The sequence below is a fragment of the Rhodovastum atsumiense genome, from assembly GCF_937425535.1.
GTDB lineage: Bacteria > Pseudomonadota > Alphaproteobacteria > Acetobacterales > Acetobacteraceae > Rhodovastum > Rhodovastum atsumiense.
Window position 1 is genome coordinate 38,969 of record NZ_OW485602.1, and the last position, 12,322, is coordinate 51,290.

The 12,322-nt window shown below is 64.9% G+C and carries 10 protein-coding genes; 6 read left to right on the top strand and 4 right to left on the bottom strand.

Features of this window, described 5'->3' with window-relative positions; genetic code table 11:
* The 3 genes from NBY65_RS29275 to NBY65_RS29285 form a co-directional block, all read right to left on the bottom strand.
* Positions 1-1,449 carry a flagellar hook-length control protein FliK gene (locus NBY65_RS29275; RefSeq protein ID WP_250265797.1) on the bottom strand — a complete coding sequence of 483 codons (1,449 nt, stop codon included), beginning with the start codon at positions 1,447-1,449 and terminating at the stop codon, positions 1-3.
* 434 nt (positions 1,450-1,883) lie between these two features.
* Positions 1,884-2,600 carry a protein phosphatase CheZ gene (locus tag NBY65_RS29280; protein ID WP_250265798.1) on the bottom strand — a complete coding sequence of 239 codons (717 nt, stop codon included), beginning with the start codon at positions 2,598-2,600 and terminating at the stop codon, positions 1,884-1,886.
* An 8-nt stretch (positions 2,601-2,608) separates the two neighbouring features.
* Positions 2,609-2,971, bottom strand: coding sequence for a response regulator (locus tag NBY65_RS29285; RefSeq protein WP_250265799.1), 363 nt, complete (start codon positions 2,969-2,971; stop codon positions 2,609-2,611).
* Between the two features lie 131 nt (positions 2,972-3,102).
* Between NBY65_RS29285 and NBY65_RS29290 the strand changes: the two genes are divergently transcribed.
* The 5 genes from NBY65_RS29290 to NBY65_RS29310 all read left to right on the top strand — a co-directional run bounded on the left by NBY65_RS29290 (position 3,103) and on the right by NBY65_RS29310 (position 10,243).
* A complete protein-coding gene (locus NBY65_RS29290) occupies positions 3,103-5,829 on the top strand; it encodes a hybrid sensor histidine kinase/response regulator (RefSeq protein ID WP_250265800.1) in 2,727 nt (908 codons plus the stop codon).
* Positions 5,826-6,284 carry a chemotaxis protein CheW gene (locus tag NBY65_RS29295; RefSeq protein WP_250265801.1) on the top strand — a complete coding sequence of 153 codons (459 nt, stop codon included), beginning with the start codon at positions 5,826-5,828 and terminating at the stop codon, positions 6,282-6,284. The genes NBY65_RS29290 and NBY65_RS29295 overlap by 4 nt, the downstream gene beginning before the upstream one ends.
* Positions 6,285-6,289: 5 nt before the next feature.
* Positions 6,290-7,354 carry a chemotaxis protein CheB gene (locus tag NBY65_RS29300; protein WP_250265802.1) on the top strand — a complete coding sequence of 355 codons (1,065 nt, stop codon included), beginning with the start codon at positions 6,290-6,292 and terminating at the stop codon, positions 7,352-7,354.
* Positions 7,351-8,145, top strand: a complete 795-nt coding sequence (locus NBY65_RS29305) for a CheR family methyltransferase (protein ID WP_250265803.1) — start codon at positions 7,351-7,353, stop codon at positions 8,143-8,145. The genes NBY65_RS29300 and NBY65_RS29305 overlap by 4 nt, the downstream gene beginning before the upstream one ends.
* A 133-nt stretch (positions 8,146-8,278) precedes the next feature.
* Positions 8,279-10,243 (top strand): methyl-accepting chemotaxis protein, encoded by a 1,965-nt coding sequence (locus NBY65_RS29310; RefSeq protein WP_250265804.1) that lies wholly within the window; start codon positions 8,279-8,281, stop codon positions 10,241-10,243.
* A gap of 254 nt (positions 10,244-10,497) precedes the next feature.
* Here the strand turns inward: NBY65_RS29310 and NBY65_RS29315 are convergent, their stop codons facing one another.
* Entirely contained in the window at positions 10,498-11,763 is a 1,266-nt protein-coding gene (locus NBY65_RS29315; RefSeq protein ID WP_250265805.1) for a hypothetical protein, read from the bottom strand.
* Between the two features lie 199 nt (positions 11,764-11,962).
* Here NBY65_RS29315 and NBY65_RS29320 point away from each other — a divergent pair, with 199 nt between their 5' ends.
* Positions 11,963-12,319, top strand: coding sequence for a hypothetical protein (locus tag NBY65_RS29320; RefSeq protein ID WP_250265806.1), 357 nt, complete (start codon positions 11,963-11,965; stop codon positions 12,317-12,319).
* Positions 12,320-12,322 lie beyond the last annotated feature (3 nt).

Here is a 12,322-nt window from a genome sequence, read left to right on the forward strand (position 1 = left end):
TCAGGCGAGGATGTCGACCAGGCTGTCGTTGAGGCGCCGGGTCGGTGGTGGCGCAATCACCGTTTCCGGTTCGGCCTCGGAGAAGCGAAGGTGACTCTGGGCAAGCGGCGTCCCGGAATCCGCGGGTTGGCGGCCAAACCGCAGATCGAGTCCCCCCGAACCAAGATCGATGCCAGCCTGGGCGAGTTGCTGCTCGATGGCAGGGCGATCGCGATTGAACGCTTCGAAGGTCTCGCGGCGGTCGAGCATCATCTGTACGCCGACACCGTTGTCCCGGAAGGATAGCCGGACCTCGACACGGCCGAGTTCCTCGGGATGCAACGCCACCGTGACGGTGTGGCTGCCGTCCTGCAGGGCACGTGCCACGCGCACCGCAACCATTTCACCTGCCCCGGTGACGAGGTGGGGGGGCACCGGCGTATCTGTCTGGCCGGTCGCCGAAGGAATGGTCGAAGACGCGGTGGAGGCGACGGTCGCCGGCTGGGCAGGTGAATGCGCCATAACCTGTGCGGCTGTCTGTGTGACAGACGACATGGTGGGCCAGCCATCGACAGGAGCTGTGCTCGTGCTGCCTCCGGAAGGCGTCGTGATGGTGGACTGCGCGGTGTTGCCGGACGAAGCGGATCCGGCCGCCGAGGCAGGATCGGCGGGTGAAGCGGTCGGGGGCAGCGCGCGTGATGCGGCCTCGACGGGTCCACCGGCTACAGGGCGAAAGAACGGCTGGAAAGCCTGATCGTCGTTGCCAGTCGCATCGCCACCATGTGCGCTGACGGAAGGCGTCCCTGTCGGACGGGACATGCTCCGCGAAACGGCGGATGCGACCAGATGTGCGGCGGCCGTTGCAGCCGTGACTGGTGCGGCCGTGGGCGATGCCACGTTGGTAGCGGGGTTGGCGGCTGCCGTGGTGGCAGTGTCAGTGCTGCCGGCCGTGGATGGGGTCACGACCGGGGAGGGTGTTGCCACCTGAGGGTCCGTCGGGATGGCCCCCGCCGGAAGCGGCGAAGTCCTGACAGGCGGTGTGTCGGTGGTGGCACCAGGGTCCGAAGGCGGGTTGGCCGAAGCCACCACGGTCGGATCGGTTGACCCCGGGGGTGTTGAGGGGATCGGGATCGATGACGAAGCAGTTGATGGCGGAATGACCTGAGCAAGGCCAGGCGTGGAGGATGTCACCGGTCCCGGAATCGGCGTGGCCGGATCCGGTGAAACGGCCGCCTGCTTGCCATCCTCCGGCAGCACTGGTGCGGGGGGAACATTGGCAACGAGTGCTGCCTCAGTTTTTGCCATCATGCCATCATGCTGGTTTTCCAGCATTGCTTCGGGCCGGGCCGGACCGTCTCCGGTGCCTGGCTGCGGTGTGCCCGCGATGGCCGACATGGCGGATGCCGGAATGGAGCCGGCATTTTGCATGCTGGCAATTATGTTGGATTCTGAAGAAATTGTGGGCAGCACCGTGTCGCCGGAGAAGGAATCTCCCGTCTGCGGGACAGCCGTACCGCCGGTGGTGAGCGGGGCGGTTGCAGAGGCTGCGGCGGGCAAAGGAGCAGGCAACGGTTGTGCCGCCATCAGCGCAGCCAGGGCGGCGGCGTCCGGCGCACTGCCTGGACGTGCCTGGGGAGAAAGAGCGGGTTCAGTGTCCGCATCTCCGGTGGGGGTACCCGGGACCGTTGCCGCAGTTGCAGACGAGGTCGATGCCGCAGCAGCAGTGGACGCCGGAGCAGAGGCAAGGGCCGCAATCAGCGCTGCGAAGTCAGTTCCCCCTGCCTGTTGCCGGGTCGCTGCAGTGGCAGAGTTTGCCACCGGCGGTGAAGCCGTCGACGTCGCGTTAATGGCAGCCATCGCGCATCCCTTCTGGATTTCGCAAGCACTCGGTCAGATGACGACCGTCACCCGAACAGGGCGTCGATATCATCCTGTGATGCCGGTCCCGCGGCCGGGGCCGCAGCCGCATGGCCAAGCAAAGCATCGATATCGTTCTGGCCAAGTCCATTATCGACCGGGCCGTTCAGCAGATGCGCATCCACACGGTTATCGTGGGCAGGCGCATCCACGCCATCCATGTCCACTTTCGCCTGCCACAGCACGCCGAGGGATGTTACCCGCTGCTCGATATAGGTCAGTGCCTGCACGACTTTACGGATACGCTGCCCGGTCAGGTCCTGGAACGAGCAGGCCATGAAAATATCGGTTGCCGCGGCCTCGATCACATCGAGATCTCGCACCGCCTCCGGTTTGAGATCGGAGGCGCGGCGCAGGCGCTGCACGGCCTCTTGCGAGCGTTCGGCAGCTCCCATGATCTCGACAGCGGCACGTTCGGTGGCACCCACCACCGAATCCAGCTCGCCCGAGGCGCTCGCAAGGCGGGTGCTGCCGACGCCGGCCGGGATAAGACCAGCAACTTCCGAGCGGGTCTCGGCGATCAGCCGGCCCATGCTGCGCAGCTCTTCCTTGAGCATCTCGAGATTGCGCTCGGCTTCGCTGCCTGGCTTCACGCCACCCAGGCGTGTGACTTCGCGTTGCAGAACGCTCGCAATTTGCTCGAGCCGCGCCGCCATTTCTGCGGCCGCGTCGTGGTTGGCCGTCCTGGCCGGCATGGTGTCCATCCCCGCCCTCAGCCCATAACTGCTGCGATCTTTGCCTTCAGCGTCTCGGCGGTGAACGGCTTGACGATATAATTGTTCACGCCTGCCTTCTTGGCCTCGATGACGTTCTCGGTCTTGCTCTCGGCGGTAACCATGATGAACGGCATCTTGCCGAGATTGGCATCGGCACGGACCTGGCGCAGCAGATCAAGTCCGGTCATCGGTTCCATGTTCCAATCGGAAATGACCAAATCGAAACGGGTGCCGCGCAGCTTGGTCAGCGCCTCGCCGCCATCACCAGCTTCCTCGACTTCGGTAAGACCGATCTGGCTGAGCAAGTTTCGCAAAATACGACGCATGGTCGGATAGTCATCTACCACAAGGATCTTCATGGCGGGATTCTCCACGGGAGGGGGCCGGTGCCGTCTATACGCGTTACGCGTGGATTTCGCAAAGAGATTGACGCGCAGGTTGTATATGACGATAAGACCATTGCGACAGAATTTCGCATCCGGGGCGCCGCATGGACGACTTCGTTAAAGATTTCCTTGTCGAAACTGTTGAGGCGCTCGCCGTTCTGGACAATGACCTTGTCCGGCTCGAGGCCACGCCTGACGATGGTACCCTGATCTCGGGAATCTTCCGCACCCTCCACACCATCAAGGGAACTTGCGGATTTCTGGGCCTGCAGCGCCTTGGCCGGGTTGCCCATGCGGGCGAGAACGTGCTCGGCCGCCTGCGTGACGGCACGCTGGCGCCAACCCCCGAGATTGTCACCGCCATTTTGCATTGCGTGGATGCCATCAAGGCGCTGGTCGCCAACCTGGAAGCCACTGGCTCCGAAGGTGATCGCGACGACGAGACGTTGATCGCCGAGCTAGATGCCATCGCCGAGCACGGCCTGCATGGCGCTGCCCCGGAAACGTCCGCGCCACCACCACCGCCGCCACCGCCGCCACCTCCAGAACCCGCCGCGGAAGCACCAGCCAGCGATTCGGACGAGTTGCAGGCGCTGTTCGATGCCGCGCCCGGCCCGGATGACGTGGCCTCGTCCTCACCCCCAACCCCGGCACCCAGCGTGGCCCCCCCTCCCCCCCCGGCTCCGCCTCCTGCTCCCGCTGCCTCCCGGCCGGCAGCCTCCCCCGCCGCGCGCAAGCCCGGGGAAGAAACCGAAACACGGGATTCCGCGCTCGCGGCACAGAGCATCCGCGTCAGCATCGACCTGCTCGAAACGCTGATGACCACGGTCAGCGAACTGGTTCTGACCCGCAACCAACTCCTGCAGTTGCTGCGCAACACCCGGGACAGTGAATTCGCCGCCCCCCTGCAGCGGCTGTCGCTCATCACTTCCGAGCTGCAGGAAGGGGTGATGAAGACGCGCATGCAGCCGATCGGTAATGCCTGGTCGAAGCTGCCACGCATCGTTCGTGATCTTGCCCGCGAGCTCGGCAAGAAGATCGAGCTGGTGATGGACGGCGCCGACACCGAGGTGGACCGGCAGATCCTGGAGCTGATCAAGGATCCGCTGACCCACATGGTGCGCAACTGCGCCGACCATGGGCTCGAGAACCCGCAGCAGCGCGTCGCCGCCGGCAAGGAAGAAACCGGGCGCGTCCATCTGCAGGCGTTCCACGAGGGTGGGCACATCATCGTCCGCATCGCCGATGACGGGCGCGGCATGGACATCGGGCGCATCCGCCGCAAGGCGGTGGAGAACGGCCTCACCTCCGAGGCCGAGCTGCTGACGATGTCGGATGCGCAGATCCTGCAGTTCATCTTCCGCGCCGGCTTCTCGACGGCCGAAGTGATCACCGCCGTCTCCGGCCGCGGCGTCGGCATGGATGTGGTGAAGACCAACATCGAGAAGATCGGTGGCACCATCGATCTTGCCTCCACGCCAGGCCGCGGTGCAGTCTTCACCATCAAGATCCCGCTGACGCTTGCCATCGTCTCGGCATTGATCGTTGGCTGCGGCATCGAGCGCTTCGCCGTCCCGCAGATCAGCGTGATCGAGCTGGTGCGGGCGGGCGGCGGCGACCATCGCATCGAGCGCATCAAGGACAGCGCCGTGCTGCGCCTGCGCGAGCGGCTGCTGCCGCTGGTGGACCTGCGCCACCTGCTCGAGCTTGGCGAGCCCGCCGAGGAAGCCGAGGAACTGGTCGTGGTGACCCAGGTCGGGCCACACCGCTTCGGCATCGTCGTCGACCGTATCTACGACACCGAGGAAATCGTGGTGAAGCCGGTCGCACCGTTGCTGAAAAGCATCGGTGTGTTCTCTGGCAACACTATCCTCGGCGATGGTTCGGTCTGCATGATCCTCGATCCCAACGGCATCCTCTCGCGCATCGGCCGCGCCGACGCGGGGGCGCCACCGGCCGAGACCGAGCGCCGCGACACGGGCCCGGGAGGCGTTGGCGAACGCATGCGCCTGCTGTTGGTGCGTGCGGGGGGAGGCATGCGCAAGGCGATCCCGCTCGATCTCGTGGCACGGCTCGAAGAAATCGCGGTGGATGATGTGCGCAGCTCCGATGGGCGCCTGCTGGTCCCCTACCGCGAGCGCCTGATGCCGCTGGTGCTTGCCGCCGACGATGTCACGATGGCGCCGGGCATGCGCAAGCCGGTGCTGGTCTTCACCGAAACCGACCCGGGTGATGCCCGTCGCAACGAGAGCAACCCACGGCAGATGGGGCTGATCGTCGATGCCATCGAGGACATCGTCGAGAGCACGCTGACCGTCGAGATCCGCGCCGGTCGCCCCGATATCGTCGGCAGCGCCCTGGTCGGCGGCGAGCCCACCGAGGTGGTGGACACCGGTCACCACCTGACCCGGGCGAGTGCAGACTGGTTCAGCCTGCCGGAGAACACCAAGGTCGCACGCCGCGTGCTGATGGTCGACGACAGCGGGTTCTTCCGCAACCTGATCGTCGCCACCCTGCGCGCCAATGGGATCGAGGCGATCGCCGCAAGCAACGCCGAGGAAGCGCTCACCATGATCTCGGAAGGTCCGCCGATCGATCTTCTGGTGACGGACATCGACATGCCCGGTCTCTCCGGCTACGAGCTTGCCCGTCGCGTGCGCAATGACCCACGGCTGGCCAACATTCCCATCATCGGCCTGTCGGGCCATGCCAGCCCGCGCGACGTCGAGCGTGGCATGCAGGCCGGCTTCACCCGCCATCTGCCCAAGCTCGACCGTGACCAGCTCATGGCCACGATCAGCAACATCCTCGCCGTGGAGGCTGTATCGTGAGCCGCACATCACACGAACTCGTCACCATGGAAGTGGCAGGCCAGCCCTTCGGCATCCCGGTCGAGCAGGTCCGCGACGTGCTCGGGCCGCAGAGCATCACCCGTATCCCGCTGGCTCCCGCGGCGGTGGCAGGCTCGCTCAACCTGCGCGGACGCATCGTCACCGTGCTCGACATGCGCGTGGCGCTCGGTCTCGGCCGCACCACCGATCCCGCGAAGGCCATGAACGTGGTAACCGAACAGGGCGAGGAGCCGTATTCACTCCTGGTCGATCAGGTCGGTGACGTGCTTCCGCTTGAAGGTGCCGCCATCGAGCCGCCGCCGCCCACGCTCGAACCCGCCTGGCGTGCGGTCAGCGATGGTGTGGTGAAGCTGCAGGATCGGCTGGTGCTGATCCTGCTGCTTGATCGTCTGCTGCCTGGCATCACCGATACGCCGGCCGCCGGCCGGGGATGACCGCCATGACGCGGCGGGCACGGGTCCTGCTGGCAGGGGCCGATGCGCGCATGCGGCTGAACCTGCGCCGGTTGCTGGCCGATTTCCCCGAGATCGAAGTGGCGGGCCATATCCGGCCCGGAACCTCGCTTGATGAAGCAGCCGCGCGCACCACCGCAGGCGTGCTGCTGGTCGATGCCGCAGGGGATGGTGAAGGCGTTGCCGAGGCGCTCGCGGCCGTGCGGCAAAGCAGCCTGCGCTGCGTGGTGCTCACCGGTGCGCGCCCATGCGCTGACATGCCGGGTTCCTCGCAATTGCCCCGGCCAGGCGCGATGGAGGAAGAACCTCCGCGGTCACCCTTCGCCCGGGCGCTTGCCAATGCCCTGCTCGGTGCGCCCGCCACGATCGGCACTCCGGCCCCGGCCTCTCTCTCCGTACCGCCGTCATCTGTCCCGCAGGCAGCGGCACGGGCGCGCCAGGCCATACCGCCATTGCGCGCACGGACGCTGGTACGGCCTGAGATCATTGCCATCGGCAGTTCGACCGGTGGTCCGCAGGCCTTGCCCGAAGTGCTTGGGCGCCTGGGCGGACGCGTTCATCAGCCGATCGTGGTAACCCAGCACATGCCTGCTTCCTTCACGGCCATGCTTGCCGAACACCTCGGCCGGCGGACTGGCATCCCGACCGTGGAGGCGTGCGACGGCATGCGATTGGAGCCAGGACGTGTTCATCTTGCCCCGGGCGGGCGCCACCTGCTGCTTGCGCGTGAACGCGACGTCGTGGTGTGCAAGCTCGATGACGGCGCCCCCGAAAACTTCTGTCGTCCCGCCGTTGATCCGATGCTGCGTGCGGTGGTGCGGGTGCATGGCGGGCGGGCATTGGCGGTGATCCTGACCGGGATGGGGCAGGATGGCCTGCTGGGCTGTCGTGGCCTGGTGGAAGCCGGTGGTGCCGTGCTGGCACAGGATGAAGCGACCAGCGTCGTCTGGGGGATGCCCGGGGCGGTCGCCATGGCCGGATTGTGCCAGGCCGTATTACCACTCGACAAACTGGCGGACAGCATCGCCGCCATTGCGCAGGGGACACCATGAGCGCCGCCGCAGAGTCGCTTCGCAGCTTCGTGCGCAGCCGCGCCGGCATCAGCATGGGGCCGGACAAGGACTACCTCGTTACCTCCCGACTGGAACCACAACTCGCCAGTTGGGGATTGCACAGCCTCGACTCGCTTGCCGAGGCGGTGCGCCGGCAGCCATCGGGCGCATTGGCCGAGAAAGTGGTGGCTGCCCTGACCACCAACGAGACGCTGTGGTTCCGCGACGGTCGCCCGTTCGAGGCGTTCCGCAATGTGGTGCTGCCGGATGTCGCGAAGGACGGGTCGATCTCGATCTGGTCTGCCGCATGCTCGACGGGGCAGGAAGTCTATTCGATCGCCATCACGCTGCGCGAGGAAGAGGCGCGACTGCGTGGCTGCCGCAGTTCGATCCTGGGATCGGATATCTGCGAACCGGCGCTCGTGCGTGCCCGTGCAGGCACCTATACCGCCTTTGAAGTCCAGCGAGGCCTTTCTCCCGCAATGCTCTCGCGCCACTTCCTGGCCGATGGCGATGGCTGGCGGATACGCCCCGAATTGCGCACCAACGTTTCGTTCCGGGTTATGAATCTACTGGAGCTGCCGGCCGGGCTCGGGCCATTCGACGTGGTATTCTGCCGCAATGTATTGATATATTTTGAAGTTGACGTGAAGGCACGGGTACTGGCGGCGATCGCGGCCCGGGTGCGGCCGGGAGGCTGGCTGTTCCTGGGTGGTGCCGAGACCACCATGGGGCTGACCACTGCCTTCACCGCCGTACCGGGAATAACTGGTCTCTATCGCCGGGTCTAGAGCATCAGACGACCAGAATATGTTTTTATGTCGGATTAAAATCCTCGCCATAAATAAATAGCCAAATCATTCTCTGTGCGTCAATATAAACGGAAGATACCCAGACCGCAGAAGCGAACAGGATCTCCCAGAAATGCGCGACAACGGCCCCGTCACTACGACGGAAATTGTGCTGCCTGACGACGCACTGCTGGTCTCCCAGACCGACACTGGTGGCCGGATCACTTTCGCCAATGACACATTCGTTGCAATCAGCGGTTACTCGCGCGAGGAGCTGATTGGGGCCCCCCACAATCTGGTACGCCACCCGCACATGCCGAAAGGGGCGTTCCGCGATCTCTGGACAACGGTGAAGGCGGGCCGGCCCTGGGAAGGGCTGGTCAAGAACCGCGCCAGGAACGGGAATTTCTACTGGGTGCGCGCCAACGTGACTCCGGTGGTCGAGAACGGACAGATCTGCGGTTACATCTCGATCCGTACCAAACCGGGCCGCGCGGAAGTGGCCGCCGCCGATGCGTTGTACGCGGCCATTCGTGAAGGTCGTGCCCGTGGGGTGCGCGTCCAGGGCGGAGAAGTCATTCATACCGGACTTTTGGCCCGCCTTGGTTGTCTCTGGAAGGGTATCGCAAGCAGCACCGTACTGAACCTGGGAATTGTCTATGCGGCAATCCTCACGAGCCTGATCGCCGGCAACCTGGGTATCAGTGCCTGGACACGCGGGATCGGTCTCTTGTGTGTGGGGTTGGGGGTGGGAGCCACCACCATGATGACCATCCAGCGCACACGCCGGGCGCTGCGACAGATCGACAAGCAGGTTGCCACACTTGCCCGCGGCGACCTGATGGCCCAGATCGATAATGCTGACGTACCGGAATTGCAACGCTTTGGCGGCTTCCTGAGAGGCTTGCGTGCCAAACTGGCCTACTCTGCAGAGGTGCAGGCGCAACAGGAACGCGACGCCACCACCTTGCGGGTCAATGCGGTGCGTGACATGGCCGACCGCATCGAGATAGAGACGAACCAGGCGGTGGCCAGCGTGGCTGCGACCACCGAAGCCATGGCCAACGAGGCGAACGCAATGGCCGCGGCAGCAGCCTCGGTCAACGGACATGCCAATGAAGTCGCGCATGCCTCCGCGGAAACGCTCACCAATGCCCAGACGGTTGCCGCCGCCACCGAAGAACTCGCGGCTTCGATCCGTGAGATCGCCAGCCGCGTCAGCCATGCCAGCGGCATCACCCGCGAAGCAGTGCGGGAAAGCAACGACACCCAGGAAACGATGACGCGCCTGCGCACCGAAGTCGCGCGTATCGACCAGATCGCCGCACTCATCGCCGACATTGCCGGACAGACCAATCTGCTTGCCTTGAATGCGACCATCGAAGCAGCACGCGCAGGTGAGGCGGGGCGTGGCTTTGCAGTGGTGGCCGCCGAGGTGAAGAAGCTGGCCGGCCAGACCGCGCGGGCCACGCAGGAGATCAGTACTCAGATCGCCCAGATCCAGAACGTCACCACCGAAACGGGGGATGCCGTGGCACGGATCGGCGGGCGCGTCGCCGAGATCGACGATGTATCGACTGCGATTGCCGCCGCAGTGGAAGAACAGAGCGCCGCCACGCAGGAGATCAGCCGCACTGTCAACCAGACCGCCGAAGCGGCGCAGACGGTCTCACGGCTCATGAACGAAGTGGTGCGGATTGCATCGGGCAGTGGCGAGCAGGCCGCCCGGCTTTGCCAGGAAGCCGAGGGCATCGCTCGCAGCACGGGCGAATTGCATACGTCATTGGTCCGGGTGGTACGTAACTCGATCGCCGATGCAAATCGTCGCATGCATCAACGCATGGTCGTCGATCTTCCCTGCGAAGTGTTGCTTAATGGCAACTCACGGATGGGACGATTGGTAGATATTTCCGCAGGTGGCGCGCGAGTGACCGGAGCCTTCAACGAGCGAACTGAGACGAAGGGGGAACTGATCGTGGCCACCTATGGATTGCGGATCCCCTGTAAGGTGATTGCCTGCGAGGCCTCCAATTTGCGGCTGGCATTTGCTGATGAAATTTCCTTGCCGCCGGCGCTGACGAGCAAGCGGGTCGCCTGACCGCTGCCGATGGAAGGCCTGCTTCCGGCCACCGCGCGTAGAGCGAAGCATGGACCCGACCTCTTTCGGAATTTGGGTTTATGACCAGAGCAGATGCCTTTTGCCGGCACGTTCGATGCTCTCCGGCCTCATACCCACCGGCCGAAGTATTGACCCATTCGGGTGTGGGCGGCCGGCTGATATGTCTTTGTTTCCGCACGCGGCCGCCCCACCATCCCCGCGCATATGCCGGTCAACCCTTCGGGCTGCCGGCATCAGAACGCATCTGCGCAGAGCAGGTCGATCTCATCGAGCGCCGCCCCCATGCCGAACCAGGCGGCATTGCCAGCCTCTCGCCCATCCGGTTCGATGCGATGTCGGAACCCCCAGCAAGGGGCCGCCGCCAGCACCGTCCCGCCGGTTCGCAGGGCCACATCTCGTGCCATTCCATAAAGCGCGACCGGCCCATCGGCAGGCGGGCACAGCAATATCGCGAGGCGCCCATTTACCTGTGCTTGCCGCAGCGCGAACAGTGCCGCGTCCGTCTCCACCGCCACCCGTGTCCCGGCGACAAGAATATGCGCCTGTTGGTCCTTCAATGCGGCCCGTAGCCCGGATACTGCACGGTGTGGCTGGGTCAGTCCCAGCAGGACCTGGGGGTGGTGTGGATGCTGCAGAACCGCCAATGTCTCTTCCCAGGCACCATCCGGTGCCCCCGGAAGCAGCGCGGGATCGGGCAACAGGAACGAAGGCACGGCGAACAGCGCCTCGGCCATGCGGCTGGCCAGGCTGGCGGGACCATCGGTGCAGGTCCTGATCAGCGCCCACCGCAGCGCATCGGACACATCGAGCGTCAGCAGGTCATCGAGATGCGCCGCCAGTGCAGGAGAAACCAGGGCGAAAGCCTCATCTGCTCCGCCGGCGCCCCATCTCTCGGGAAAGATCGCTGAAGCATCCGGCACAAGCCGTACCCCGGTCAGAACGGTGGCCAATGCCAACAAGGCCGGGGCTGGCGCAAACGGCCATGCAACAGCACCGCCCACATGCCACTGAATAGCAGAGGGGCCGGTCCATCCCGTACGACGCTGCAGCAATTTCGCGGGAAGCACTGTCACGGCCTGGGGATATGGGGAACTGGCCCCGGATACCGGGGGTGGACCGGGCCTGCTTTCAGCGCCGGTCGAACCATGAAGGACCGTAATGCCAGCATGACGGCGCGACAGCATGATGTGCAGACGGCGTGCCGTGGCGCCATCAAAAGCCAGCGCATCGGCCGGGTCGCAGACCATGAATCCGCCCCTGGGATCACCGAGCGCGAGCGATCCGCCGGGTAACAGGTACTGCCGCAGCGGAGGCCCTGTCGTCTCGTCCTCGGATCCGTCGAGGGCTGGCATGGCCGGTGGCGGAACCGTCACTTCCAGCGCAGCAAGGGTCGCGGCCTGGGTCGGCGCATCCATCCCGCCCCAGTACAGGTCAAGCCGCCGCAGCAGCGCCAGGGCAGCGGGATCGCCGAGGTCCAGAAGGCCCGGCACGGCCATCATCGGAAACCACACCGGAGCATGCACAGCTTCTCACGTCGTTTCACGGCAACGTCAACGCGACGCCTGTCATGCCTCGCTAGTGTTCCGATCATGATGGATGCATTCGCGCCGTCATATGAATCAAAGTACCAAATCAAGGGCTAATGCTGTGAGGTAACATTACTATCCATCAGCACCTGCAGCATTGGCGTTCGGTGTCATGACCCTACGCATCGTTCGTGCCGAAACCGGCGAAGTGACCCTGATCGACGAGACCGATGGAAGGGAATTGCTCGATCTGGTGCCACTTGGCGTGACAGGCGAAGAACTGACGGTGCTGCTGACACGGATCGAGATGGCGCTCGGCCTCACAAGCCTGCCACGCATCGCCGTTGGCTATCGCGAGGGCCTGATCGAGGCAGTGCATGCCGATATTTCCTGCGAAGTAGTACTGATCGAAGAAGACCCGTTCGACGAACCAGAAGTTACGCTGCGGCGGCGTGAGGTGATGGGGGATCCACATGCCACCGCGACCGCAATCGCCCGCGGCGAGGAACGTGCCCGGCGTCGCAACTGATTG